Annotated in this window: 30 protein-coding genes and 3 pseudogenes; 16 read left to right on the top strand and 17 right to left on the bottom strand. The window is 71.2% G+C overall.

Translation table 11 applies throughout. The annotated features are described in order from the left end of the window. Positions 1–629: helix-turn-helix domain-containing protein (locus GV126_RS35600; RefSeq protein ID WP_201299786.1), on the bottom strand; the 629-nt coding region annotated here is incomplete at its 3' end. A gap of 163 nt (positions 630–792) precedes the next feature. Between GV126_RS35600 and GV126_RS01610 the strand changes: the two genes are divergently transcribed. Together GV126_RS01610 and GV126_RS01605 are read left to right on the top strand one after the other, a co-directional pair. Next, positions 793–1731 carry an NmrA family NAD(P)-binding protein gene (locus tag GV126_RS01610; protein ID WP_159662075.1) on the top strand — a complete coding sequence of 313 codons (939 nt, stop codon included), beginning with the start codon at positions 793–795 and terminating at the stop codon, positions 1729–1731. 92 nt (positions 1732–1823) lie between these two features. Further along, positions 1824–2720 carry an MBL fold metallo-hydrolase gene (locus GV126_RS01605; protein WP_159662074.1) on the top strand — a complete coding sequence of 299 codons (897 nt, stop codon included), beginning with the start codon at positions 1824–1826 and terminating at the stop codon, positions 2718–2720. A gap of 260 nt (positions 2721–2980) precedes the next feature. Here the strand turns inward: GV126_RS01605 and GV126_RS37835 are convergent, their stop codons facing one another. From GV126_RS37835 to GV126_RS01580, 6 genes are all read right to left on the bottom strand, one after another. After that, positions 2981–3088, bottom strand: a complete 108-nt coding sequence (locus tag GV126_RS37835) for an ATP-binding protein (RefSeq protein WP_473976922.1) — start codon at positions 3086–3088, stop codon at positions 2981–2983. A gap of 4 nt (positions 3089–3092) precedes the next feature. Further along, entirely contained in the window at positions 3093–3776 is a 684-nt protein-coding gene (locus GV126_RS01600; RefSeq protein ID WP_159662073.1) for an SDR family oxidoreductase, read from the bottom strand. Between the two features lie 380 nt (positions 3777–4156). Further along, the gene (locus tag GV126_RS01595; RefSeq protein ID WP_159673203.1) at positions 4157–4492 is read right to left on the bottom strand and encodes an aldo/keto reductase; all 336 of its coding nucleotides are present in this window, start codon (positions 4490–4492) and stop codon (positions 4157–4159) included. 500 nt (positions 4493–4992) lie between these two features. Further along, positions 4993–5370 carry a hypothetical protein gene (locus GV126_RS01590; protein ID WP_159662072.1) on the bottom strand — a complete coding sequence of 126 codons (378 nt, stop codon included), beginning with the start codon at positions 5368–5370 and terminating at the stop codon, positions 4993–4995. After that, on the bottom strand, positions 5370–6038 hold the full coding sequence (locus tag GV126_RS01585; protein ID WP_159662071.1) for a hypothetical protein: 669 nt from the start codon (positions 6036–6038) through the stop codon (positions 5370–5372). Before GV126_RS01585 ends, GV126_RS01590 begins: the two co-directional genes overlap by 1 nt. Then, positions 6029–6607, bottom strand: a complete 579-nt coding sequence (locus tag GV126_RS01580) for an RNA polymerase sigma factor (protein ID WP_185947450.1) — start codon at positions 6605–6607, stop codon at positions 6029–6031. The genes GV126_RS01585 and GV126_RS01580 overlap by 10 nt, the downstream gene beginning before the upstream one ends. A 154-nt stretch (positions 6608–6761) precedes the next feature. Here GV126_RS01580 and GV126_RS01575 point away from each other — a divergent pair, with 154 nt between their 5' ends. The 5 genes from GV126_RS01575 to GV126_RS01555 all read left to right on the top strand — a co-directional run bounded on the left by GV126_RS01575 (position 6762) and on the right by GV126_RS01555 (position 9254). Then, a complete protein-coding gene (locus GV126_RS01575; RefSeq protein ID WP_159673199.1) occupies positions 6762–7247 on the top strand; it encodes an Asp23/Gls24 family envelope stress response protein in 486 nt (161 codons plus the stop codon). 72 nt (positions 7248–7319) lie between these two features. Continuing rightward, positions 7320–7490: a hypothetical protein gene (locus tag GV126_RS01570; RefSeq protein WP_159662070.1), complete on the top strand. Its 171-nt coding sequence runs from the start codon at positions 7320–7322 to the stop codon at positions 7488–7490. Continuing rightward, positions 7487–7885, top strand: a complete 399-nt coding sequence (locus tag GV126_RS01565; RefSeq protein WP_159662069.1) for an Asp23/Gls24 family envelope stress response protein — start codon at positions 7487–7489, stop codon at positions 7883–7885. The genes GV126_RS01570 and GV126_RS01565 overlap by 4 nt, the downstream gene beginning before the upstream one ends. Before the next feature lie 259 nt (positions 7886–8144). Next, complete coding sequence (locus GV126_RS01560) at positions 8145–8624, top strand: DUF6286 domain-containing protein (RefSeq protein WP_236569836.1); 480 nt, start codon at positions 8145–8147, stop codon at positions 8622–8624. 21 nt (positions 8625–8645) lie between these two features. Next, positions 8646–9254: an alkaline shock response membrane anchor protein AmaP gene (locus GV126_RS01555; RefSeq protein WP_159662068.1), complete on the top strand. Its 609-nt coding sequence runs from the start codon at positions 8646–8648 to the stop codon at positions 9252–9254. Between the two features lie 696 nt (positions 9255–9950). On the opposite strand, the gene GV126_RS01545 is transcribed toward GV126_RS01555, so the two are convergent. Then, positions 9951–10268, bottom strand: coding sequence for a hypothetical protein (locus GV126_RS01545; RefSeq protein ID WP_159662067.1), 318 nt, complete (start codon positions 10266–10268; stop codon positions 9951–9953). A gap of 70 nt (positions 10269–10338) precedes the next feature. Here GV126_RS01545 and GV126_RS01540 point away from each other — a divergent pair, with 70 nt between their 5' ends. Then, positions 10339–11229, top strand: coding sequence for a LysR family transcriptional regulator (locus GV126_RS01540; RefSeq protein WP_159662066.1), 891 nt, complete (start codon positions 10339–10341; stop codon positions 11227–11229). A gap of 118 nt (positions 11230–11347) precedes the next feature. Here GV126_RS01540 and GV126_RS01535 read toward each other — a convergent pair whose 3' ends face one another. Next, positions 11348–11941, bottom strand: coding sequence for a TetR/AcrR family transcriptional regulator (locus GV126_RS01535; RefSeq protein ID WP_159662065.1), 594 nt, complete (start codon positions 11939–11941; stop codon positions 11348–11350). 113 nt (positions 11942–12054) lie between these two features. Between GV126_RS01535 and GV126_RS01530 the strand changes: the two genes are divergently transcribed. Continuing rightward, positions 12055–12894 carry an alpha/beta fold hydrolase gene (locus GV126_RS01530; RefSeq protein WP_159662064.1) on the top strand — a complete coding sequence of 280 codons (840 nt, stop codon included), beginning with the start codon at positions 12055–12057 and terminating at the stop codon, positions 12892–12894. A gap of 90 nt (positions 12895–12984) precedes the next feature. Here the strand turns inward: GV126_RS01530 and GV126_RS01525 are convergent, their stop codons facing one another. Continuing rightward, a complete protein-coding gene (locus GV126_RS01525; RefSeq protein WP_159662063.1) occupies positions 12985–13575 on the bottom strand; it encodes a TetR/AcrR family transcriptional regulator in 591 nt (196 codons plus the stop codon). Between the two features lie 370 nt (positions 13576–13945). Here GV126_RS01525 and GV126_RS01520 point away from each other — a divergent pair, with 370 nt between their 5' ends. The 5 genes and pseudogenes from GV126_RS01520 (at position 13946) to GV126_RS37255 (ending at position 16675) form a co-directional block, all read left to right on the top strand. Continuing rightward, complete coding sequence (locus GV126_RS01520) at positions 13946–14878, top strand: alpha/beta fold hydrolase (RefSeq protein WP_159662062.1); 933 nt, start codon at positions 13946–13948, stop codon at positions 14876–14878. 171 nt (positions 14879–15049) lie between these two features. Further along, positions 15050–15370: pseudogene (locus GV126_RS01515) on the top strand (PadR family transcriptional regulator); the annotation flags it as partial. 1 nt (position 15371) lies between these two features. Continuing rightward, positions 15372–15728 carry a DUF1048 domain-containing protein gene (locus tag GV126_RS01510; protein ID WP_159662061.1) on the top strand — a complete coding sequence of 119 codons (357 nt, stop codon included), beginning with the start codon at positions 15372–15374 and terminating at the stop codon, positions 15726–15728. A gap of 1 nt (position 15729) precedes the next feature. Next, positions 15730–16057, top strand: a pseudogene (locus GV126_RS01505) (DUF1048 domain-containing protein). 102 nt (positions 16058–16159) lie between these two features. After that, positions 16160–16675 (top strand): annotated as a pseudogene (locus GV126_RS37255) (putative immunity protein). A 190-nt stretch (positions 16676–16865) separates the two neighbouring features. Here the strand turns inward: GV126_RS37255 and GV126_RS01495 are convergent. After that, a complete protein-coding gene (locus tag GV126_RS01495) occupies positions 16866–17822 on the bottom strand; it encodes an NADP-dependent oxidoreductase (protein ID WP_159662060.1) in 957 nt (318 codons plus the stop codon). Positions 17823–17880: 58 nt separating this feature from the next. On the opposite strand from GV126_RS01495, the gene GV126_RS01490 reads away from it, so the two are divergent. Beyond that, positions 17881–18498: a TetR/AcrR family transcriptional regulator gene (locus GV126_RS01490; RefSeq protein ID WP_159662059.1), complete on the top strand. Its 618-nt coding sequence runs from the start codon at positions 17881–17883 to the stop codon at positions 18496–18498. Between the two features lie 202 nt (positions 18499–18700). Here GV126_RS01490 and GV126_RS01485 read toward each other — a convergent pair whose 3' ends face one another. Next, complete coding sequence (locus tag GV126_RS01485) at positions 18701–19609, bottom strand: alpha/beta fold hydrolase (RefSeq protein ID WP_159662058.1); 909 nt, start codon at positions 19607–19609, stop codon at positions 18701–18703. A 512-nt stretch (positions 19610–20121) separates the two neighbouring features. Between GV126_RS01485 and GV126_RS01480 the strand changes: the two genes are divergently transcribed. Then, positions 20122–20778 carry a lytic polysaccharide monooxygenase auxiliary activity family 9 protein gene (locus GV126_RS01480; RefSeq protein ID WP_159662057.1) on the top strand — a complete coding sequence of 219 codons (657 nt, stop codon included), beginning with the start codon at positions 20122–20124 and terminating at the stop codon, positions 20776–20778. A gap of 321 nt (positions 20779–21099) precedes the next feature. On the opposite strand, the gene GV126_RS01475 is transcribed toward GV126_RS01480, so the two are convergent. From GV126_RS01475 to GV126_RS01460, 5 genes are all read right to left on the bottom strand, one after another. Further along, positions 21100–21537: a septal ring lytic transglycosylase RlpA family protein gene (locus GV126_RS01475; RefSeq protein ID WP_236569835.1), complete on the bottom strand. Its 438-nt coding sequence runs from the start codon at positions 21535–21537 to the stop codon at positions 21100–21102. An 83-nt stretch (positions 21538–21620) separates the two neighbouring features. Then, positions 21621–22481 carry a glycoside hydrolase family protein gene (locus GV126_RS01470; protein WP_159662056.1) on the bottom strand — a complete coding sequence of 287 codons (861 nt, stop codon included), beginning with the start codon at positions 22479–22481 and terminating at the stop codon, positions 21621–21623. A 15-nt stretch (positions 22482–22496) separates the two neighbouring features. After that, positions 22497–23297 (bottom strand): thaumatin family protein, encoded by an 801-nt coding sequence (locus tag GV126_RS01465; RefSeq protein WP_159662055.1) that lies wholly within the window; start codon positions 23295–23297, stop codon positions 22497–22499. Positions 23298–23914: 617 nt separating this feature from the next. Next, positions 23915–24064 (bottom strand): hypothetical protein, encoded by a 150-nt coding sequence (locus GV126_RS35595; protein WP_185947446.1) that lies wholly within the window; start codon positions 24062–24064, stop codon positions 23915–23917. A 73-nt stretch (positions 24065–24137) separates the two neighbouring features. Further along, positions 24138–24563 carry a MerR family transcriptional regulator gene (locus GV126_RS01460; protein ID WP_185947445.1) on the bottom strand — a complete coding sequence of 142 codons (426 nt, stop codon included), beginning with the start codon at positions 24561–24563 and terminating at the stop codon, positions 24138–24140. Positions 24564–24902: the final 339 nt, after the last annotated feature.

The raw sequence follows: 24902 nt of genomic DNA, 5'->3' as shown, positions 1-24902 counted from the left end.
GGGGGGGGGGGGGCGGGCGGGGGGGCGGGGGGGGGGGGGCGGGGGGGGGGGCGGGGGGGGGGGGCGGCGGGCGGGGCGGGGGCGTGGGGGGGGGGGGGGGGCCCCCCCCCCCGCGGTGCGCGCCGCCGGCGCGGGCCGGCGCCTCGGTCGCGCCGGCGGGCAGGGGCGCGCGGGGCCTCCGGCGGGGCGGGCAGATTCCACAGGGCGTGACCGAGCCGGTTGCCGCCCAGGAGGTCGGCCCGCCGGCCCACGACGATCGCCGCCTGGCCGGCCGCGGCCTCGACGAGGGCCTGGACCGCGGGACGCAGGCGTTCGGGCTCGCCCACGCGGTCGCCGACGGTGCCGGGCCGGGCCAGCTTGACCAGATAGGCGCGCTCGTCGGGGGTCAGCTTCAGGACACCGGCGAGGGAGTCCAGGACCGAGTCCGAGACCTGGTGGCTCTCGCCGCGCTCCAGGCGCGTGTAGTACGTCACGCTGATGCCGGCGAGGTGGGCGAGTTCCTCGCGTCGCAGTCCGGGTACGCGGCGCGGCCCGCACGACGGCACACCCGCCTCCTCGGGGGTGAGAGCCGCCCTCCGGCTGCGCAGGAACGCCCCGAGCTCCATGGACGATGACCAGGTGCTGCTCATGCCTCGAGTGTCGCAAACCCACCCGCTGCTGCGCCTGTCCCTGCCATGGTCACCCACGCCCGGCCCACGCGACCGCTCCAGCGCGCCCATGCGCAGGCGGCTGCTCCTGGGTGTCCATGGCATGGACTGGCTGACCGCCCGGCTCTGTCGGACGGTGGAGGGCATGAACGACACGCATTCCTCCGCAGACACCTCTGCGCAGAACGCCGAGAAGGATCTGTTCGTCGTCACCGCGGCCACCAGCGACACCGGGTCCGCCGTCGTCCGGGCTCTTCTGGAGAGCGGGTCGGCGGTCGTGGCCGTGGGCCGCGACGCCGAGCGGCTGCGGCCCCACGCCGAGCGCGGCGCCCGGACGCACGTCAGCCGGCTCGACGACGCCGACGGGCTGTCCGCGGCCCTGGACGGCGCTACCGGCGCGTTCGTCATGCTGGCGCCGGGCATCCTGCCGGCCAGCACCGACTTCCGGGCCTACCAGCAGGCTCTGATCACGGCGCAGGCGCGGGCCGTGCAGGACGCCTACCGGCACGGCCGCCTGCGGCGCGTGGTGACCCTGAGCGGCTGGGCGGCGAACCATCCGGGAGCGTGTGGGCCGGTGTGGGGGCTGAAGCGGCTGGAGGAGGCGATCGACGCCACCGGCGTACCGGCGGTCCACCCGCGCGCGGGGTCTTTCATGGAGAACCTGCGGGCCGACATCGCCTCCATCAAGGCCACCGGCACCACGGGGGGTCTCGTTCCTCCCGACCTTCCCCTGCCGATGATCACCACCGGGGACATCGGGCAGGTCGCGGCGGAGTTCCTGCAGGGAGACCGCGACTTCACCCCCGGCCCGGTCGAAGTGGCAGGCCCGGCCTACCGGACCCTTGCCGAGGCCACCCGGCTGATCGGGGCCGCGGTCGGAGTCGACGACGCGCGCTACGTTCTCCGGTCCCGCGGCGCCGTGCGCGCCGCGTTGATCGAGGCGGGGTTCAGCGAGCACATGGCCGACGGCACCGTGGACATGACCCTCGATGTGGCGGAGGGACGCATCCGGCTGCTGGGGACCGGCCGGACGATCACCACCGGAACGACCCTCGAAGAGTTCCTCGCCGCCGCGACCGCCTGACCGTCCGCCCCGGGCGGATCGCGCTCGGCGGCTCCGGTCCGCGGCCTCGGCGCTGCTCAACAACCGTTGCTCTTCCCTGGAGAAAGCACCCCATGTCCCTCACGTCACGACGTCAGGCGCCCGGCTTCCAGAGCTACCGCCTCGGGAGCCTGTCGGTCACGGCCCTGTACGACGGCTTCGTGCCGATTCTCGCCGAAGACCTGCACGGCGAGCCCCGGAGCGAAATCCGCCGACGCCTGGTCGACGCCCACCTGCCCGAGGAGGGCGATCCGCACACAGCGGTCATCGGCTTCCTGGTGGAGCACGACGGCAGGCGGGTCCTCGTGGACGCCGGCAGCGGCACGACGCCCGGCCCCCACACCGGGCACCTCCTTGCGGGGCTGTCCGCCGCGGGGGTCGCGGCGGACAGCATCGACGACGTCCTCGTCACCCATCTGCACCCCGACCACTGCGGCGGTCTTGTCACCGGCGACGGTGAGCCGGTCTACCACCGGGCCGTCGTTCACGTCGCACGCACCGAGGTCGACCACTGGCTCGACGAGGAACGGACGGCCCGGGCCGAGGGCGTCCAGAAGCAGATCCACGAGGCCGCAGCCTTCGCTCTCGAGCCCTACCGCAGGACCGGCCGGCTCGACGCGTTCGACACCCTCGACGCGCTGCCCGGCGTGCGCGTCCTGGACCAGCACGGGCACACCGCCGGTCACAGCGGATATCTCTTCGGGGAGGACGACCAGCCGGTGCTCTTCTGGGGCGATACCGTCCACAGCCACGCCGTCCAGTTGCCGTGCCCTCACGTCTCGATCGCCATCGACAGCGCCGAGGCACGCGCTGTCGAGGCACGGCAGAAGATCTTCGACCGTGTCGCCACCCAGGGATGGTGGGTGGCCGCGGCGCACCTTCCCTTCCCCGGCCTGGGTCACCTGCAACGCCTCGGCGACGGGTACTCGTGGGCGCCTGTCCACTTCAAGCCTCTGCCCCTCCCCGAGTGACGAACGCCGGGCCCTTCGCCGAGTGAAGACTGCGGGCCGGCAGAGATCCGGTGGCGGCGGACCTTCCGGCCCCACCGGTGACGGCCCTGTGCCAGAACGGGTCCTCGGCGGCCGCACGCGCCGCCGCGGGGGGGATCAGGCCGGTACGGGGATCCTGGATCTTGGTGCCGGCGTCGCGCGGCGGCTCGATGGACAGGGTGCCGTCGAGGCGGACCCACGGTCCGCCGGTCCGGTCGGACCGCTGCCGGCGGGGGCCTCGGTCACGCCGCCGGCCCGTCACCGGTGACCGGCAGGCGCAGGACGTCGTCGGTGAGTTCCAGCAAGATGTCGACCCGGGAGGCCCGGGCGTGCTTGACCGCGTTCGTCACGGCTTCAGCGCAGCAACCAGCCCCCGTCGACGGCGAGGTCGATACCGTTGACGGAGCGGTTGCGCAGGAGGAAGTCGACCGCGTCGACGACGTCGGCCATGGTGGCCGTCCGGCCGGTCGGCGTCCTTTCCACCACCGCGTCGAGGGACTTGTCCTTCCACTGGGGGCTGTCGCCGACGATGCCGGGGTGCAGGCCGTTGACCCGGATCGGCGCCAGTTCGGTGGCCAGTGCCCGCACCAGTCCGGTGACGCCGGCGTTCATGGTCGCCACGGTCAGGGCACCGGGGTAGGGCCGCTCCTTGGCCTGACCGCCGAAGACGACCAAGGCGCTGTCGTCGTGCAGCCGGTCGCGCAGGGCGTGCACCGTCTCCGTGTAGCCCACGAATTTCATGGTGAGCAGGTGTTGGGCGGCCTCCATGTCGTAGGTGTCGATGCTGTTGTGGTCACGCGCGACGGCGGCCAGGACCAGCGAGTCGACGCGGCCCACCTCCGCCAGCGCGTCCTTGATCCCCTGGGGCCGCGACAGGTCCAGGGCCAGCCCCCGGGCCGCGCCGGTTTCCTTCGCGACCGCGGCGGCCCGGCCCGCGTCGCGCCCGGTCAGCACGACCTCGTCCCCACGCCCGGCGTAGAACCGGGCGACCTCCTTGCCCAGTCCGGACGTTCCACCGACTACGACGACGCTGCTCACCAATTCCTCCTCAAGGGGGTGCCCGGCGATCTCGTGGGAGCCCCACTGTAGAAGCCGGATGGGCCGCACGGTCGGCTTCATCCCACACGGACGCGACCATCTGGAGCATGTGCCCGAGACGTCCCGCTCGCAGCGCGCCTCCTGTGAACCCGGTGGTCGGTCTCACCGTGCTCCGCCACGCTGATGCGGTTGCCGTCGGTCTCCTCGGTGGCGGGGAGGACCGCCGGTCCGGTCACGGCACCGGCTCCCCCATCGCCTCCCGCCTCCCGGCGACGATACGACCGCCGCCGACGGGCGGGATCCCGGGCGGACGACCGCGCCCGCCCCCGGGGCGGCAGGGGCGGACGTGGCGCGGCGGGCGCTGCGTGCGCTGCGGTCGGTCAGCGCTCGCTGTCCAGCGTGGCCAGCGAGGGGCGGCATAGCGCTCCGTCAGCGGTCGCACCGGCGGGGAGCGCCTCCTCGATCTCCTGCAGCGCCTCCGCGTCGAGCGTCAGCGTGGCGCCGCCCAGCGACTCCGTCAGCCGCTCCCGCCGACGGGCCCAGACGAGCGGCGCCATGTCGTCGCCCTGGGCGGCGACCCGGGCGATGGCCACCTGGCTGGTGGTGGCGCCGAGACGCTCGGCGACCCGGCCGAGGGCGTCGACCAGTCGCAGGTTGGCCTCCAGGTTCTCGCCCTGCAAGCGCGGTGAGTGGGCGCGGAAGTCGTTGTCGCTCAGCTCCCGCTAGGGCGACCGTATGGCGTCCCACTCGTCGCCGGTGACCGTGCCGACGTGCCTGAGCTCCAGGTCGTGGCAGAGCTCGACGGCAGGGGTATGTGCGGCAATGTCCGCCTCAGGAGTCCCAGACCGCCTCCCGTAGCGAGGCCGGGGCGGCCGCTTCCTCTGCCGCCGTCCGGGAACGCTCGGCCCCAGGGATCAGGCCGGTCGCCGTGAGGGGCCGCGACGGGTCGGTGGCGGTGGCTGTAGCCGTGAGTCGAACTGCGGGCGCCGGTCCTGTCTCCGGTGGGACGACCAGCAGGTCCCAGCGGCCGGGATGCAGGACAGCAGCGGTGGCTTGTGCGGGTCTCGCTCGGCGTCGAACCGGCCCGCGCGCGTCACGTGCCGGTGCCGACGGACCGTTGCGGCTACGGGCCCAACCGAGCACGAGGCGCTGGCCGCCCGCCCCCGCAGTCAGAGGAGGCGAAGGACCGACGACTCGCGGGGCGGGTGCCGATTGCTCATGCCGCGTCGCGCCTGGCGGCGATACCGGTCACCGTGACCGCGACGGTGACCGGCTCCGCGGCACCGTGGGCGGCGAGGTGGGCCATGACGGTGGCAGCCACCCGGTCGTGGACGTTGCGGGCGATGTCCAGCGCCCGCCGCCCCTCGGTCATGACGCAGCGCACCTCGATGTGCCATCCCGAACCGTCCGGCGCCCGGTCGGCGCGAACGCCGGCCTCGGGCGGCGTGCGGTGGGGCGTGGCGTTCGCCCGAGTGGGCGCGGCGGCTGCCGCGAGGCGGTGGCCGAGGCGGGGTTGCAGGCCGGCCACACCGGGGACCGCGAGGGCCGCCTCGGCCGCGGCGCCGAGGAGCGCAGGGGTGCCGGTGACAGTCATCACGTACCACCGCCGGTCGCGGGGGCGTGGCCGAGGGGCGGCCACGGCTCCAGTACGTCGACCACGGTGATGTCGACGGCCGTCACCGCGAGCCCCAGGTCCTGCCCGGCCGAGTGGAGGACCGATCGGCGTACCTGGTGGACCCGGTCGGGCAGCGGGCGGTCGAGGGCGGCGTCCAGGGTCATGGTCACCCGCACGTCGGTGCCGTTGCCCTCGGGCGCCAGCCGGCAGGTCGCGGCCCTCGCACCGGGGACCGTGTCCGCAGCCTGCCGCAGTACCTTCGCCGCGGCGCTCTCGGCGATCCGCAGGTCCAGGTCCGGGTCGGCCAGGGGCAGCAGCCGCCCCAGCCGTACCTCTGCCCTGACGATGTCCATGACGCGGTCGGCGAGTGCGTAAAGGCCGGGCGGGTCCTCGGCCCGCAGGGCCCGGGTGGCCGCGTTCACCGTGGCCAGTCCCTCGACGGCCTCGCGGCAGTGAGCACAGGACACCGTGTGCGGGTCCGGGGGCGGTGCCGCGTCGTGCGCCTCTTCCCAGACGCTGCTGAGCAGGCGGCCGCAGGGCAGGACCTCATCGTCTGCGAACGGCGGCTCGTCGGCGGCGGAGCCGGGGCGGGGCCGGTCGGCTCCGGGTGGTTCGGAAGGCCGCTTGTGCGGGTCGTCTAGCGCCATGGGCCCATCGCCTCCTGCAGGGACCGGCGTGCCCTGAACAGTCTGCCGCGTACCGTCTGCTCGTTGGTGTGCGTCACCTGGGCGATCTCCTTGTAGGGCAGGCCGTGCAGTTCCCGCAGGACCCAGCAGACCCGCTGTCCGGCGTCCAGTTCGGCGAGCGCGCGGGACAGGGCGGCCGTGGCCGCGTCCTGCTCGGCGGTCCGGGCGGGCTGGCTCCACGCGTCGCCCGTCGCGGGTTCGGCGACGATGTCCAGGGGGAGGGGCGGCGGTCGGCGGCGGCGGCGCATGGTCAGGCAGCGGTTGACGGTGATCCGGTACATCCAGGTGCGGAACTCCGCGCCGTGACGGTATTCCGGCAGTCGCCGCCAGGCGCTGACGAAGGCGTCCTGCACAGCCTCCTCGGCGTCCTGGGGGTTGCCCATGATGCACCAGGCCAGGGCCAGGAGGGGGCGGCTGTGCCGCTGGACGAGAAGGGCGAAGGAGTCGTCGTCTCCCTCGGCCGCCCGTACGGCCAACAGTCGGTCGGGCAGGTCGGCTCGCAGTCGTGGGGAAGCAGTGTGTTCGATCATGACGCTCCCACGCAGGCTCTGAACGAGCGTGTACCCCCACCCAGATGTGTGATGCACGTCACACGGAATGCCCGTGAGGGGTACGCCGCACCACGTGTCCAACACTGTGACGGGCGCCACTCCGGTGTCCGGCCGACGGATCGAGGCGACCGCCATGACGGACAACATCACCAGCGTCGGCGGGGGCAGCCGGCCCGACACAGGCGTGAGCGCGCTGAAGGGCCGCACCGGGGCCGGAGCTCCGGCCGAGACCCGGGGGAGGACCATCATCGCCGACGGCGTCGTAGCCAAGATCGCGGGCATGGCCGCCCGCGAGGTACCAGGCATCTACAGCCTGGGGGCGGGGATCGCCCGCGCCTTCGGCGCCATGCGCGAGCGCGTCCCCGGAGGCGGAGGCGGTGCCGTCACGCGAGGAGTGAAGGTCGAGGTCGGCGAGCGTCAGGCCGCCGTGGACCTGGACGTCGTCGTCGAGTACGGCGTCCCCATCGTCGACGTCGCCGGCGGTGTCCGCACCAATGTCATCAGCGCCGTGGAGCGGATGACGGGCCTGGAGGTCGTCGAGGTGAACATCGCCGTCGACGACGTCCACCTGCCCGACGAGGAGGAAGAAGCCGAACCGGACGAGGGCCGCGTGAGGTGATCCACCGCTGCGCCCGAGTGGGCGCGGACGATCACGCGCGCAGCGACGCTCCTGCGCGAGACGGGTGAGTGCATGATGAACGCAGCAACGACGGGCCTCGTGGCGGGCATGGCTCTGGGCTTCGCAGGTTACTTCGGCGGCTTCTGGGCCTTTCTGCTGGTGCTGGTCCTGGGCGCGGCGGGACTGATCGTCGGCCTCTTCATGCAGGGCGACCTCGATGTCCGGGCACGGAGGCGGCGGTGAAGACCCGGCCTGGTTCTCCCGGCGAGGCGTCGACACCGGCCGCCGACCTGCCGCCCCCGGCCGAGCGGGGCGCCACCGTCATCCCGGACAGGGTGGTCGCCCGTATCGCCACGCAGGCCGCGCGCACGGCCCAGTCCCGGCGTGCCGCCGTACCGCCGGACCGGGGCGGGCCGACGGTACCCAGCGCCTCCGCCGCCGTCCGTACCGGATCGGTGCGCCTGCATCTGACCATGGACCTGCCCTACCCCACCGACATCCCCCGTGTCTGCGAGCGGATCCAGCAGGACGTCGCCGAACGGGTCGCCCAGCTGACCGGGCTGCGGGTGCGCGAGGTCCTCCTCACCGTACGGCGCCTGGTGACCGCCGCCGGGGCGAGCCGGGGGCGGGTCCGGTGAACGGCCGCACGGCCCGGGGCACCGGGCAGCCAGTGGAGGAGGGACGATCGCGATGACACCCGATCCCGGCCTTCCTGGCCGCGGCTCCGCGTCGCCCGCGCGTCGTGACGCCATGCCGCCGACGAACGGGCCCGACCCGCCCGAGCGCGACGTGTTCACCACGGATCTCCCACCCGGTGAACCCGGCAGAGGGCACCGGACCCACCGCAAGTGGTCGGCGCGTCGCATCACGGCGTCCCTGGTAGCGACGGTGATCCTCGTGGCCGCGGTCGCGACGCTGGTCGACGTCGTCGCCGTACGGGCGGGACGTCCGGCAGCGGCCTGGCGACGGCTTCTGACGGACGAACTGGCCACCCGCCCCGTGGACAACGTGTGGATGCTGACGGGAGGCGCCGTGGCCGCCGCCCTCGGCGTCTGGCTGATCGTCCTGGCCCTGACCCCCGGTCAACGCCGCTGGCTCCCTCTGCGCCTGCCCCCCGGCTGCCCCCGAGTGCGGGCCTTCCTGCACCGCCACGGCGCCGCCGACGTGCTGCGTGACGCCGCGATGCGGGTCCCCGGAGTCGGTGCGGCGCACGTCCTGGTAGGCCGCCATCGCATCAAAGCCCGCGCGGTCGTCCGCTTCCGCGACCCTCAGCGGGTGAAGGACGACCTCACCGCCGTCCTCGACGAGGAACGCGACCGGCTGGCCCTCGCCCATCCTCCCCGTATCGTCGTACGGGTGCGGCAACGCACCGACTGACTGAGCACCGGAGCCCGCACCATGACGCCGCGATCCGCACTCAACCGCAGTCTGCTGGCCCTCGCCGGCCTGGTCCTGCTCGGTGGCGGACTGCTGATCCTTTTCGCCGGGTTCGACCTCTACCGGCGACATGCTCTGCTCCCGCCCGCCGGCTGGCCTCTGACCACCCCGGGCGACGTCCTGCTCGGCTCCGCCGACCGGGCCCGTTGGAGCAGCCAGGGCTGGTGGTGGTGGCCCGCGGTCATCGCCGCCCTCGTCCTCACCGCCGCGCTCGCCCTGTGGTGGCTGCTCACCCAGCTGAGCCGGCGCCGCCCCGGCTCCCTGTCCGTCGGCGGCACACCACCGCAGGAGGGCGTCGAACTGCGCGACAGCGCGCTCAGCGACGCGATCGCGGCCGAGGCCGGTGCCCTGCCAGGTGTCGACGATGCGGCAGTACGCATCACCGGCCGACCAGGCCACCATCGCACCCGTATCAGGCTCACCCTCACCCCTGAGGGCAGTCCCGGCGCCACTCTCGCCACTCTCTGCGACGGCCCGCTCCGCACCGCCCGCCGATCCACCGGCCTCCCTGACCCGCCCACCGAGGTCCACCTACGGGTCACCCGCCACGGGTCACACCGCGTGGAGTGAGGAGGAAACCGGCCTTTCCGCCCCGACGCCCCTGCCGATCGCAGTCGCAGGGAAACCCGCGCCGTTTCCCCAAGGGCAAGAGAAGATCGTCACCCGCTCGTACCGCCGGTTCACCGACATCGTCGCGGGTGCGCTCCGCCGCGCACAGGCCGTCGGCGAGGTCACGGACACCTGCTCCCCCGAGGCCCAGGCGCAGCTCCTGCTCTACATCGTCCAGGGCCTCTCGCTCGTGTCGAGGGCGGAGCTCGACCGCACGGCGGCCATGGCGGCGATCGACACGGTGGTGGACGAATTGCGGGCGCGACCGACTCTCCGTGAGCGACCGGAACCCTCCTGGCACGCGCGTCGCCCTGTCCCCGTCCGCGGCGCCGGATCCGGTGTGGGGGCGGCCGACGAGCCCACGGAGCCGGATCTTCTTCAGTACCGGGACAGGCCGTGGGCTGTCGGCCGCCTGTCCGGCGGTCAGCCCGCATGCCGGCGGCCGGCACGCGCGGTCAGCGGCCGGTGGTCTCGATCAAGGCCGCCCTTGCTCGTCCGCCCGCCGCCGCGAGCCTCCCAGGAGGGCAGCCGTCAGGCTGACCTTTCGGCGAGACCGGACGCGTCGTCGTTCCTCTCTGACGGACCAGAATCGGCATCCTGCCGGCCATGTTCTTGATCCTGCCGGTCATGTGCTTCCGCGCCGTTCGCAAGCGCCGCTCATACCAGCGCCTCGTGGTTCGCCCAGGCGACCTTGTACGGGTACCGGGACTGCCAGTGAGCGATGACCTCGTGCAAGCCCGGCGCGGTGAACGCCTTCGCGAGCGCGTCCATGTCGGCGACGGCCACTTGCACGATCGCGGTCGCGATCAGGGCCGGAATGGCCTCCTCGCCAGGGACGGGAAGGTGACGCCCGGTGGCGACCGACTGCACGAAACCGGAGTCGAGCATGACCTGTTCGATATCCGCGAGGTACTGATCCAGCTCGCTGTCGGGCAGCGGCTGGTCGAACGAGACAATCATCGTGTGGTTGATCATGCAGCAATTTTCGGCTCCGCACGGCGCCCGCGTCCAAGACCGGTTCGCCATTCGGCGATAACCTGGAGGCATGGCTCAACTGGAGACGCGCGAACTCGAGTACTTCATCGCACTCGCCGACGAGCTGCACTTCGGCCGGGCCGCCGTCCGGCTCTCGATCGCCCAGCCGGCTCTGTCGAAGGCCATCCGACGGCTCGAGACCCGGCTCGGTGTCCCGCTCTTCGACCGCTCCAGTCGGCACGTCGAACTCACCCCGGCCGGAAAGGCGTTGCAGGAACACGGCCGCCACGCGCTCAACGCGGTCAGTGCCGCGATCCGATACGCCCAGCGCGCCGGCGACACCCAGGCCCGGCTCCGGCTCGTCCTCAAACCCGGTGGTGACGCCGGACTGCTCTCCGGGCTCCTGGCTGCTTACGCCGAGCAGCCCGACGCCCGTCAGGTGGACATCCTGTTCAGCGGCCCGTCGGACCGCGTCGACTTCCTGCGCGACGGCCGGGCCGACATCGGCCTGCTCTACGCGCCGTTCGACGACCTCGACGGCCTGGCCCACGAGACGCTGCTCACCGAGGACCGCATGGTCGTCGTCCCGGCCGGACACCGGCTGGCCGGGCGCACTTCGGTGCGGATGTCCGACCTGGAGGGCGAGGCCCTGCCCCGCTGGAAGGGCGTACCCGGGGGCGACGGCACCGGGCCCGAGGTCGCCGACGTGGTCCAGATGCTCCAGATGATCAGGGTGGGCCGGATGCTCGGCGTACTCCCCCGATCACTGGTCGAACCGCTCGCGGCCGGCCTCGTGTGCCTGCCGGTGACCGACGCGCCGCCCAGCCGCCTGGTGCTCGCCTGGGTCGAGCAGGACCGCCGGCCACTGGTCGCCTCGTTCGTGACCGCCGCACGCACGCTGTGCCAAGACACGAAGCGTTCCAGCCTGGACGGACCTCCGCCTCGATCGCTTCCCGGCTGATCAATCAGGCGCGTTGATCCGAGTCCGGGCGAGGCGCTACGGCTGCCTCTGCGCCTTCGGCCTGTCCGGCAGGGCGGTCGGGATCGCCTGGTCGCCCCCGAGGGGACGGCTGGCTGGGTCACAACTGGTCCAGCAGTGCTGCCGCCATGGCGCGGGCGTGCCGCAGACGGCTGGTGTCGCCTTCCAGGCCGGCGCGTGTCATGGCGCCCTCCAGAAGGAAGGACAGGTGTTCCGCCGTGGTGCGAGCGATGTCGGGACGCTCGGGCACCAGGGCCGCGATGTGCTCGGCCATCAGGCGTTCGACCTCCTCTTTGTGCCGGCGCACCCGAGCGCGCCCCTCGTCCCCGGCAGGCATTTCCGCGGCGGCGTTGAGCAGTCCGCAGCCACGGAATCCGTCCCCGGTGGCGCTGTCGATGTAGGCGTCGAAGACGGCCAGCACGCCGTCGCGGGGGCCTTCGGCCTGTTGCAGGCGTGAGCGGTACTGCGCCATCCATTGCTCGTGCCGGGCGTCCAGGTAGGCGTGGACGAGTTCGGCCTTGGAGGAGAAATTGTTGTACAGGCTCATCTTCGCCACGCCGGCCTCGGCGGTGATCGTATCGATGCCGGTCGCCGTGATCCCGTCGCTGTAGAAACGCTGCGCCGCAGCGGCGAGAACACGCTCACGGGCCGGCCGCCGCCTCCCGGTGCCCGGTGTCCGCTTCGTCTCACTCATCGGAACCTCGCTCGACTAGGTAGACAGGTCTACCTAGTGTAGGCGTGGCGGCGGCTCGGTCAGCACCTACCGAGTCGCGCTTCCTCCAGCGTCGGCAGCCCAAGGAAGGCACCATGACCCTCGCGACCGACAGCCTCATCGTCGACGGAGTGCGCCTGGCGTACCGGGATCGCGGCCGGGGCGAACCCGTGATCTTCATCCACGGCACACCGTCGCACTCCTATGAGTGGCGCGATGTCGTACCGCACGTCGAAGCGGCCGGCTTTCGGACCGTCACCTACGATCTCCTGGGATACGGCCGCTCCGAGCGGCCGGTGGACCGCGACACGTCCGTCGCCGGGCAGACGGACCTCCTGGAACACTTCCTCGACGCGCTGGGCATCGAGCAGGTCACCATCATCGCTCACGACATCGGCGGCGCCATCGGCCTGCGGTTCTCCCTGTCCCGTCCCGACCGAGTGCGGCGGCTGATGCTGATCGACACGGTCAGCTACGACTCGTGGCCCTCTTCGAGCTGGCAGAAGATCATCGACGAGAACCTGGACGACTGCACGAGCATGCCGCAGGACGCGTTCAACGCCTTGCTGACCCGGCAACTCAAGATGACCGTCACCGACCACACGCTCATGGACGGAGACGTCCTCCAGGCCTACCTGGCACCCCATCAATCCACGCTGGGCCGCGTCTCGTTCTTCGAACACCAAGTACGGCACTACGACTCGAAGTTCACCCGCGAGATCAGCGACGAACTCACCCGACTGACCATGCCCGTCCGCATCCTGTGGGGCGAGGAAGACCAATGGCAGCCCGTCCGCTACGCGAAGCGGCTCAGCGACGCCATCCCGAACGCCCGCCTCGCCGTCGTCCCCGAGGCCGGCCACTTCCTCATGGAGGACGCCCCCGAACGTGTCGTCCACGAGGTCCTCGACTTGCTCCGCACCCCGCCCCGGTAATCCCTCGTGGGTGGTTCCCGGCGCGCGCCCATGGGCCCCTCGGCGGGCTCTGCTCAGGCAGACGAGGGTGTCCGCTCTGCCGGACACCTCTCAGTCGCTCGCGTCGAAAGCCCGCGCCAGTGCGTCGAGGGTGACGTCGACGACAGCGCGCAGTTCCTCGGCGCTCGTTCCGGCTCTGCTCATGACGGCGAGGGACTGGTTCACGGCCGCGAGGTGTGACGCGAAGGACGCGGCCGCCTCGTCGTGCAGTCCGCCGGCCTTCAACGCGGCGCGCAGCCGTGTGTGCTGAAAGCCGATCGCCTCCCGTGCACGCGCCGCGACGCTCGCGCTCAGCACCGGGGTCGCCATGACGGTCTGGGCCACCAGGCATCCGTCGGGCAGACCGGGGTCCGCGATGCGATCCAGGGTGACGCCGAAGAACGCCCGCACGGCCGCCAAGGGCCGGTCGGCGGCGCAGGACAACGCGGCGTCGTACTTGTCTCCGTAACGCGTGGCGTAGCGCTCCAGGCAGCGGATGAAAAGCGCGTCCTTGTCGCCGAGGGAGGAGTAGATGGAGCTGCGGTTGAGTCCGGTCGCCCGGGACAGGTCCTCCACCGACGTCTCCGCGTAGCCGGCCCGCCAGAACTGGATCATCGCGGCATCGAGCGCCGTGGCGACATCGAACTGCTTCTTGCCCGCCATGCCGGCATCTCCCTCTTGCTCTGCCCTCTTGGTGGAGACCATCATCCATCTTGAACCAATCAGTTCAAGATGGGTTAGGGTGGAAGCGTGAGCGCGGCCGGACACCCCGCAGACCTCACAGCGCAGCGACATGCGCACCTCGTGCCCGTGGTCGACGCCATCCCGTTCGTCTGCATCGTCGTCACGGCGGGCGGAACACCGACGCTCCCGCCGTACGAAGTGTGGCTCGCGTAGTTCCGCTTCGGACCGCTCACCACCGCTGTCGTGTCATCGCCTGCGTCGCCGGAGTCGTCGGCAACCCTGCTCATGCCCGGTTCCCCGTCCGGCACGCTTGGCCGCCGTCCACACCTCACCTCAGTGGAGGAGATTCATGAATGACCCCGCACGCGCTCCCCGACCCTCCGGCAACCCGGTCGGCGACCTGCCGCTGCCCAACCTGGCCGGTTTCACCCACCGTTGGGTCGACGCGGACGGCGTCCGGCTCCACGCGGTCGAGGGCGGTCAGCCGGAGGGCCCGGCCGTCGTGCTGCTCGCGGGGTTCCCGCAGACCTGGTGGGCATGGCGCAAGGTGATGCCGAACCTGGCCGACCGATTCCACGTCATCGCGATCGACCTGCCGGGCCAGGGCCACTCCGAACGCCCGGACATCAGCTACGACACACACACCGTCGCCGCGCACGTCCAGGCCGCGGTCGAGGCGCTCGGCGTCTCGACATACTGGCTGGCCGCCCACGACATCGGCGCGTGGGTCGCCTTTTCCCTCGCCCTGAAGCACCAGAGCCGACTGCGCGGCCTGGCACTGCTCGACGCCGGCATCCCGGGCATCACACTCCCCGACGCCATCCCGACCGACCCCGAGCGGGCATGGAAGACCTGGCACTTCGCCTTCCACCTCGTGCCCGACCTGCCCGAGACACTGCTCACCGGCCGCGAACGCGAGTACGTCGGCTGGTTCCTGAAGGTCAAGACCCTCTCCTCCGACACGTTCGACGACGCCGAAATCGAGCACTACGCCGCGTCCGTGGCCGCCGAGGGCGGCCTGCGCGCATCCCTGGCCTACTACCGGGACGCCGCCGAGTCGGCGCAGAAGAACCACGAAGCGCTGCGACGGCAGCGCCTGAACCTCCCGGTTCTCGGGATCTCCAGCAGCCACGGCTCCATCCCCGACATGGCGGCTTCCGTCAGGCCGTGGGCCGACCACACCACCGGGATCGTCGTGCCGAACGCGGGACACTTCACCCCCGAGGAACAGCCCGATGCCGTCGCTGCCGCGCTGACCGACTTCATCACCGAAGAGGACTGAGACGGGCCGCAAGCACAGGTGAGACCGAGTTGCAGCGCCGGACGGAAACCGGTCCTCACCGAACCTTCGGCACGGGGTTGCAGCCACCGCCAGTGCCGTTCCACTACTCGGTGATACCGTGGAGCGGTACTCGGTATCACATAGTACCGTTCCGGCTGAAGGGCACCCGCAGTGGACGACCTGACGGAGATGCTGAAGGGCACGCTCGAAGGGTGCGTGCTCGAAATCATCGGCAGCGAGGAAACCTACGGGTACGCCATCACGCGCCGGCTGAACGAACTCGGCTTCACCGACGTCATCGAGGGCACGGTGTACACCATCTTGCTGCGACTGGAGAGGAACGGGCTCGTCCAGGTGACGAAGCGACCGTCCGGGGTCGGTCCGCCGCGCAAGTTCTACGCGCTCAACGACGCCGGACGCACAGAACTCGCGAAGTTCTGGGAAAAGTGGGAGTACCTCTCGTCACGCATCGACAAGCTCAGGGAGGCGGGCGATGAACTTCTGGGAGAAGATCACCGGCAGCGATCTCACCAGGCAATGGAAGGCGTTCGAGGCTCGGGCCGCGGTCCTGCCGGACGACCACCGGGCGGCGTGGGGGCAGATCATCGCCCACCTCTTCCCCTACGGGGACTTCACCGGCCGCAACCTGATCCCAATCCTCGACGCCGCCCTGGGGCTGCTCGAAGTGGCCGCGGCGGACGGGCAGAGCGTCCACGAGGTGCTCGGTGACGACGTCGGGGGCTTCTGCACGGCGCTGGCGGGCGGAGCAGGGGCCCGGACCTATCGCGACCGGTGGCGCGAGCAGTTGAACAGGAACGTCGCAAGGAAACTGAGCCGCCTGGGAGGCTGACGTGAGCATCCAAGACATCATCGAAGGCAAGAAACAGTGGCGGGCGCACCAGGCCCGCGTCAAGGCACTCCCGCCCGACTACCGGATCGTCTACAAAGGAGATGCAGAAGTACCTCTTCAAGGTCGGACCGGTCGGCCTGTCCGATGGCCCCCTCCTTCCTGGAATCGTCGACTTCTTCGAGGAGGGCGTCGCCGCGGGCAAGGGAGTGGTGGAACTCATCGGCACGGACGTCGCCGCGTTCTGCGACGATTTGATCAAAGACTCTCCCACCTACGCGGATGCCTACCAGGAATCCATCCGCAGGGAGTCCGGCGCGGCGGGGAAGTGACAGCCAGGACCGCCGGGTTCGCAGCCTTTAGCTTCGGGATGCAAGGTCCCTGGTGCGCGTCCTCGGGTGCGGGACGGATGCCGACAGGAAGGAATGCCACCAGTGATCCTCCCGGAGGTCAGGGATCCTCGCTTCGTGACGATCCGCCGCGGTGGGACCCTCACTGATGTGGATCACCGTCTCCTGGCCCTTTGGGCGGCAGCTTGCGCTGAGCACGTCCTTCACCTCTTCGAGTCGGCACGGCCTGAGGATCCACGGCCGCGCCAAGCCATTGAGCATGCCCGCGCCTGGGCGCGTGGTGAGGTGAAGATGATGCAGGCCCGCGCGGCAGGCGGCCATGCCATGGGCGCGGCACGAGATCTGCGCGGCGCGGCATGACATGCCGCTTACGCCGCCGGCCAGGCCGCAGTCGTCGCGCATGTCGCCGCACACGAGCTCGGTGCGGCGGCCTATGCGATCAAGGCCGCACGGGCTGCCGCACCGAAAGGCGAGAGTGAGGCGGCAGGGCGACTCGAGTGCCAATGGCAGCGCGACCGGCTTCCGGAGGCGATTCGCGAGCTCGTAGTTGACGATCAGCGACTGCGCAACGACATCTGCTGGTCGGTGTTCGACTGCTGAGCGTGCGTCGGGCGCCGGCGGCTGCGGACGCCTCTCCGATGATCTCGGACCACTGACCCTGGGCCCGGGGAGCGCGCAGGCCCGCCAGTGCGGTTTCGGAGAGAGGCTGCAGGTACTCGGGAGATTCACTGATCTTGGCCATGGCGACGATCAGGTCGACCCTCTGCTCCATTGTGAGGTCGCTGCAGATCTAGAGGTCGATCACGACCTTGCCGTGTACGTGCCGCCCGGCCTGGAGCTCGACCGCGCGGCGGATCTGCTCGACCGGGAAGCTCGCCGCGACAGGCACCCGGAGTCGGCCCTCCGCGACCAGGCGGGCGATCTCTTCCAGGGCCCCCAGAGCCGCGTTCGCACCGTTGGCCGTCGGTACGCCGTCGACCTGGGCGGCGATGGTGCAGATGCGGCCGTCCGGGACACCGAGCTCCCTTGCGGCGTGCACGGTCTCCGTCCCGTGCAGGTCCACGGCGGCGGTGACACCGCCCGGAGCCAGGGCTCGGACCCGGTCGGCCAGCCCGTCGCCGTAGACGACCGGCTCAGCCCCGAGATCGCGCAGGTAGTCGGACGATGCCGCCGACCCTGTCCCGATCACCCGCGCTCCGGCGATCCGGGCCAGCTGGACGGCGAAGACCCCGACCCCGCCCGCCGCGCCGCCGATCAGCACGGTGTCGTCCGGGCCGGGATCGACCACGGCGAGTGCGGCGGATGCCGTGCGGCCGGCGATCGCGAGGGTGGCGGCGGTGCGGTCGTCGACGCCGTCGGGGGTGTGATAGGCCTCGTTCGCCGCGATCGACCCGGCCGGGTCGATCACCACGAAGTCGGCGACCGCCCGGGACAGGGCGCTCCCGAACACCCGGTCACCCGGCGCGAAACCGGACACCCCGTCACCCACCTGGTCGACCACGCCCGCGTAGTCGGTCCCGAACCCGGCCGGGAGGCTCAAGCCGAACCGGGCGGCGGTGTCCGCGTCGGCGGTCATGATCCAGTCCATGGGGTTGAGGCCGGCGGCGGTGACCCGCACACGGATCTGTCCCGAGCCGGCCTGCGGAGCGGGAACCTCACGGAGGTCCAGGACTTCCGGGCCGCCGAACGCATCCAGACGGACCGCCCTGCTCCCGCCCACCGGCGGTCGATCACTCTGTTCCTGCATGTACGCCTGTCTCCTTGGGGACCGAGGGAACACACGAAACGGACTATGCTCCGTTTGCATGGAGGACCGTAACACAACCGGAGCGCGCTCCGTTTCTGCTGCGGAGACGCGCACGCCGTCACGGGCGGACGCAACCCGCAACCGCGACCAGTTGCTCGCGGTGGCGACCCGTGTCTTCGGGTCGGCTGACGCCGAGCCGTCGATGCGTGCCATCGCCCGCGAGGCCGGAGTCGGCATCGCCACGCTCTACCGCCACTTCCCCACCCGCGAGTCGCTGGTCGACGCCGTCTACCGGGACCAGGTCGCACGACTGACGACCGGCGCCCGCGAACTGCTCAGCCAGATGCCCCCCGCTGCGGCGATGCGGCACTGGATGGACCTGTTCGGCGAGTGGATCGCCACCAAGAACGGCATGCTCGACACGCTGCTCGTCATGATCGAGTCGGGCGAGATCGCCCACGCCCAGACCCGCAGCGAGCTACTGGCCGCCATCACCACGATCCTCGACGCCGGCCGCACGGCGGGTGACCTCCGCCCCGACGTCACCGCCGACGACATCGCCGCCTCCCTCATCGGCATCTTCACCGTGGCCCCCCAGCCCAAGCATCGAGCCAAGGCCGACCGCCTGCTGACCCTCCTCATGGACGGCCTCCGGCCCACCGCCCGGCCGGCCTGAGCCCGGGTCGAGGCGACTGGGCTCTGGCCCCCTGCCCCCGCGCAGCCGGGCCGCGGGCACGTCGGTGGCCCGCCTCACCCGGGCCGCAGGGATCAGTGAACGCCTGGTGAGTCTCATGGCTGCGCCTGCTGGTGCGGGCTCTGGTCCACTTCCTGTGGTGTGCGCATGCCGGGTGACAGTGCTGCGGCCATCTGTTTCCGGCTCACCCCTTGTGGCGGTGCTCCGTGCGCGGCCGCCGTTCGAGGTGTGGGCCTGGTTCAAGGAAGTCAGTAAGTGCAGCAGCCAGTGCTTCGGGCGCCTGTTCGGCGACATGATGCCCGGAGTCGATGCCGTGGCCGCGGACATCGTGGGCCCACCGGCGCCAGATGACGCGGGGATCTCCGTACAGGTCCTCCAGGTCGTCCTGGAGCGACCAGAGGACCAGCGTCGGGCAGGCGATGCGCGTACCGGCGGCGCGGTCGGCTTCCTCGTGCTGCCGGTCGACGGTGAGGCCGGCGCGATAGTCCTCGAGCATCGCCCGTACCACGTCGGGATTGCGTGTGGCCTGCCGCCACTCGTCATAGTTCTCCGGTCCCATCGCCTCGCGGTCGCCGCGGTACCAACTGTCCGGATCGGCGGTGATGACCCGCTCGGGGATGCCCGGCTGCGCGAAGAAGAACCAGTGCCACCACCGAGTGGCGAACTCGACGGTGAGCCGCGACAGATGCTCCGTCAGCGGCAGGCAGTCCGCGAAGACCACCTGGGAGACGGTGTCGGGGTGGTCGAGCGTGAGACGCAGCGCCACGCTCCCTCCGCGGTCATGCCCGACAAGCGCGAACCGGCGGTGTCCGAGGTGGCGCATCACGGTCACCACGTCCCCGGCAACCGCGCGCTTGGAATAGCCCGCGTGATCCGCCGTGAAGCGCGGTCCCCTGGAACGCCCGTACCCCCGGAGGTCAGGACAGACCACCGTATGGCCGGCTCGCACGAGCAGCGGAGCGACCCGGTGCCACGTCGCCGAGGTGCGGGGATGGCCGTGCAGCAACACCACCGGCGGACCCTCCCCACCGAAGCGGACGTAGAGGCAAGCCTCACCGACGTCGATCTGCGCGGTCTCGAACCCCTCGAACACCCCGGCCTCCCTGGGCTCGGCTCACGTATCGCGTCCTACCGTCGGCGCGGTACCGGCATTTCCTCCTGCCCCCGCCGGCAGCGGCCATGTCCGATTCCACGATCCGACACGCCAAAAGGACTCGTTTGCGCAGGAGTTACCCTTCGCGGCCGAACATCTGGCACATGAGCATCTTGAATTCGGCTGACGTAGCCCTCGACGGCACCGGAGCTCCAGGGCTGTGAGAAGCCGACGGCGACATGGTCGAGGTCGGCTTCGAGATGCTGGGTGATCCGCCCGCTCACACCTTTGGTCCGGGCTGTCCGACTGCCGCAAGAGAGTGATACGCACAGGAAGTGGCGCAATCCGGTGTTGCGGCCGTGGCCCCGTCGCGCCACCCTGACCGATGGGAGCGCTCCCAGGCGTCCAGGAAGGCGCCACACACGAAGCCCCCCCCGAAGCTCCCCGTCCACATCCCCCACAGTGGAAAGAGAGAGACCGTGTCACACGAAAGATGTCATGGATATGCCTTAATGCGCGCGCGGTTCGGTGTCCGTCCGGCACTCCTGCTGAGCGTTCTCGCCGCCCTGCTGATCGCCCTGGTCCCCGGGAGCGGGACCGCCTCGGCCCACGGTTCGGTCGTGGATCCGGCGTCCCGCAACTACGGCTGCTGGCAGCGCTGGGGCAGCGACTTCCAGAACCCCGCCATGGCGCAGCAGGACCCCATGTGCTGGCAGGCATGGCAGGACAACCCCAACGCCATGTGGAACTGGAACGGCCTGTACCGCAACGGCTCCGCCGGAAACTTCCAGGCCGTCGTCCCCGACGGCCAGCTCTGCAGCGGCGGCCACACCGAGAGCGGGCGCTACAACTCCCTCGACGCGGTCGGTCCCTGGAAGACCACGAACGTCGCGCCGAACTTCACCGTGCACCTGTACGACCAGGCCAGCCACGGCGCCGACTACTTCCTGGTGTACGTCACCCGCCAGGGCTTCGACCCCACGACCCAGCCCCTGCGGTGGAGCGACCTGCAACTGCTGACCCGGACCGGTAAGTACGCGCCGAGCAACAACTACGACATCGACGTGCACACCTCTGGCCTGACCGGCCGGCACGTCGTCTACACGATCTGGCAGGCGTCGCACATGGACCAGACGTATTTCCTGTGCAGTGACGTGAACTTCTCCTGAGCCGTCAGGCCCGGAGAACGGCGCCGGTCCACGGGCCGGCGCCGTCGGCGCGCGAACCTGACGGCCTCGACGGGAGCGCTCTTGGTGTTCAGGCACGTTCAGGCCGAGGACGGCGTCACCGACCATGCCGCTGTGGTGCACCACACTGCCAGAGGTCAGGGGCTGGACAAGGGTGCCGCGGCTCATGCGCCGCCACTGACCCGGTCCGCCTACGCCGGGCGCAGGCGGACCGGGCGGGGCGGGACGGCGGCGAAGCGCCCGGCGGGCGGGGAGCACGGCCCCTTCCCGCCGGGCGGCATCGCGGCAGACCAGCGGCCCGTCTCAGCCGAGGACCTCCTGGGTGACGACGATGTGTCCCTGGTCCGGGTTGAGCACACCGCCGAGCCGGCTGAACGCACCGTCGGTCAGGTCCAGGCACTTCGGCTCCGCGGGCGTCTGCTGGAAGGTCCCGCGGTCGTTGATGCGCACGACCAGCGAGGCGCCGTTCGCGACGTTGGTGACCCGTACCAGCGTGCCGAACGGCAGCTGGGGCGACCGGGTCAGGGAAGTGGCCGCGGTGTCGGCGTTGTTGTCGAACACCTCACCGCTCGCGGTCAGAGCGCCGGGCGGCTGGGGACCGTAGTGAGTGGCCCAGCAGGTGTCGGCGGCCCCGCTCGCGGCTCCGCTCTCGGCGGCCCCGGCCGGGCCCGCGGCCACCACGAGCGCGCACACGGCGGCAGCCGCGGCACCGAAGCGAACGGTCGGACGTATACGGCGCATGAGTCTCTTCGTCTCCCTTGCTGTGTGCTGTGTGCTGTCGGGTCGTCTGCGGCCGGCATCGGGCGTGACCGGCACGGTCGTGTTCACCCCGCGGAGCGGTAGGCCGCGCCCACCGTGTTCGCCGTCGCACCGTCGTACAGGCCCGTGCCGTCGCCGCGGCTGGTGGACAGCGTGAACCAGGCGTAGCGCTCCACGTACGACTGCTGCTGGAGCATCGTGGTGGACTGCCGGACGAACTCCGCCTGCTGGGCCTGGGTGGGGTAGCGCGGGGTTCCGGAGGAGAAGTCGATCAGGGCGTACTCGGTCAGCCAGACCGGCTTGTGGTACCGGTCGTAGACGGCCTGGAGGTACGACCGCAGCTGCTCGGTGGCGCGGGCCGGGTCGAAGTCGGCGCCGTACCAGTGCACGGGGATGAAGTCGACGCGGTAGCCGCGGGACTGGGCGCCCTGCATGAACTGGTCGAGCCAGCCGCCGGGAGTGTCGCCGCCGTAGGCGACGGCCGGCGCGCCGAGCCGCATCCCCGTGGCCTGCAGCCGGGGCCACAGGTCGAGGGCCTGCTGGACGGACATGTCGGCCTGCCCGGCCATGTCGGGCTCATTGAAGCCGAGCAGGGTGGTGCCGCTCTGCCGGGCACGGGCGAGATCGGCGTCGGTCACGGCGCCGGCACCCCAGATCATGGGCACGAACTCCACGCCGGACGGGGCGGAGATGCCCTGCGGATCGGTGGCCCAGTCGTAGTACCAGCCGACCTGAGAGTCCCGCAGTGCGTCGGTGACGCCGGTGAAGTTCCAGGCGCTGACGCCTTTCTTCTTCACCGCGTCGGCCGTGAAGCCCCCCGAAGCCGCCTGCTGCGCAGGGAGGTTGGAGGTGGCACTGGCGGAGGCACCCGCGGTGAACAGGGCCAGCACCGCCAGCAGGACGGTCAGCAGACGTGTGCGTCGCATCGCCTTCCTCCCGCCTCACGCGCCGGCGTGGAACTCGACGGTGAAGCCGGAGCAGGAGCTGCACTGCTGCATCACCTGGTTGCCGGGCTCCTGGTCCGCGCGCGACCAGCCGTACGCCTTCGGGCAGTGCGTGGCGATCATGTCGCTGTACGAGGTCTTGGCGTCCCGGTTGGGGTTCGTGCAGAGCATCGGCGTGCCGTCGGACCACCGGCTCAGGTCCTCGGCAGGGCAGTACGGCAGCAGGTTGTCCGCGCACCCCATGGTGGCGCAACCACCGCCGCCGGGGCGGGCGTCGACCGGCGTGATCGTGATGGGCACCGAGAAGGCGTTGACGTAGCTCACGTCGTACCAGGGGGCCAGGCTGTCGACGCTGTCGAAGTTGAACTCCGCGAGGCTGACGGGCTGTTCACTGGTCTCGCAGTGATCGGCGTACTTCCCGCAGTCACCCAGAGCGCAGTGGAAGGTGCTGCCGGATGTGCCGGAACAGCCCATGCGGGCGAAGAACTTGCCGCGCCAGTGGCCGGGCGCGGCCGTCTCCGGGATCGTGAGGGTGGCGGACTGCCCCGGCTGCAGCACCGGCAGCCCGGTCAGGGGCTTGGAGCCGTCATTGTTGACGGTACTGCCCACCCACACCGTCCGGCCGGTGTGGTTGACGAACGTGACCGTGTGGTCGATTGCCACGGCCGCGGCCGGTACGACACGTTCGGGTGCCCGGGCCGTGTCCTCGTCGGCGTGGGCCGGCGCGCCCGTGTGGGCTGCCGCCGCGACCAGAACTGCGGCGGCAGCCGTCGCGAGAGTGGTCAGGAATCTGCGCACGACTCCTCCGTGGAAGGCGTGTGAACGTGGGGGGTTGGCCGGCGGGCGGTCACGGCACCAGAGGCTGCGGACATCGTTGTCGAACGCCGCGTTTCCGGCCGCCCGAAATCCGACGAGCACATGACAGCGAGAGCGCTCTCGGATGTCAATGGACCGCCCCACGCCTCAGGGGAAATCCGGTCATCGCCCGGCAAGCGGGCGGCGGACGCGCGACGCCCGCCCGGGACGGCGGCCGGACGCCCGGGGTGCCCATGTGCCACACGCGCGAGAAACCCGGGCAGTCCCATGTCACTGCCCCTGCGGGGTGCCCCAGAGATGCCTGGAAGTGCTGTGCCGTCAGCCCGATCGCCGGTCCAGAGAGGCCCGTGTCGTGCCCGGTTGCGATGTCGCAATCGGACGCAGGACAGCTCACCGTGCGTCCGGACTTTGTCCTGGGTGGCCGCGGCCGCCCGATCCTTCGGGGAAGACAAGCGCGGCAACACCCGCATATCCGCGCAAGCTGCCACGCACGAAGGACACCCCGTGGATTCCAGTCGCCGCGCGGCCCTCTCGGCACTGCAAGCGGGAAGCGGCGTTGGGCCCCGGCTCGACACAAGGGCCCGGCAGCCGGCGGTTCATCAGTGGGTGTGGACCCACCAGTTGAGCAGAGCAAGGAGGGCAGGCCCGGTAGCGCCGGCCAGGCTCAGGGCCGCGCGGCGCAGGAGCAGACGCGGCACGGTGCGGGAGTGGGGCTTGCGGTCACTGCTCTTGTGAGTTTGGAGGGTCATGGCGTGGTCTGCCCGACGGTGTGGGCGGCGTGTGCAGGCAGCCGGACCCCGGTCTCGGGCTCCCGCTCGGGTGTCAGAGAGCCTGAGCACCCGTACACGGCGGCTCCGGCGTTTCGAGGCGTCGGCGCAGGGTGGCGGCGAAGTCCTCGGCGCGGGAGAGCTGAACGCGCAGCTTCTCCACCTGTTCGACGGCGGCGCGCTCGTAGCCGCGGACGCGTTCCAGCAGGGCTTCGCGCTCGTCGGCGCCGAGGTCGTCATCGGCGTCGAGGCGGTCGGTGGCGTCGAGCAGGTCGCGCATCTGCTCCAAGGTGAAGCCCAGCGGCTTCATACGGCGGATCACCATGAGGCGGGCGACGTCGCTCTCGGTGTAGAGGCGGAAGCCGCCTTGGGTGCGGGCGGAGGGGATGACCAGGCCGGTCTCCTCGTAGTGCCGGATCGTGCGCAGGGACAGCTCTGTTCGCACGGCGACCTCGCCGATCTGCATGTGCTTGCCGTCCAAGTCCGTTTTCCTGCCCTTCCCGCCGTGGCGGGCCCGGTCCGGACGCCCGCCGATCCCTACTCTAACGTTAGGGTAGAGTTGCTGGCGGTGAAGGCGGCCTGCCGCTGCCTCGCCGTTGCCGTGTCGGAGCCGACGGCGCCTCCGGCGAAGATCCGATGGTGGCAGGGAGACCCGTGCGCGAGCTGATGACGCCCGTCGCCGCCGTCTTCCCGCCGTGATCTGCCGCGCCTGACACCGGTCGGCCGCGCGAGGGCGCCCGCCCCGTCGGCCGCCGGTTCCCGAAGACCTCCGGCTCGCCTCCGGCCGGCCGATCGGCGGCCCGGCATCCGCCCGCCGCCT

The sequence above is a fragment of the Streptomyces mexicanus genome (genome assembly GCF_902506575.1).
In the GTDB taxonomy this organism is placed as follows: domain Bacteria; phylum Actinomycetota; class Actinomycetes; order Streptomycetales; family Streptomycetaceae; genus Streptomyces; species Streptomyces mexicanus.
This window is presented reverse-complemented; position numbering and strand designations above follow the sequence as displayed.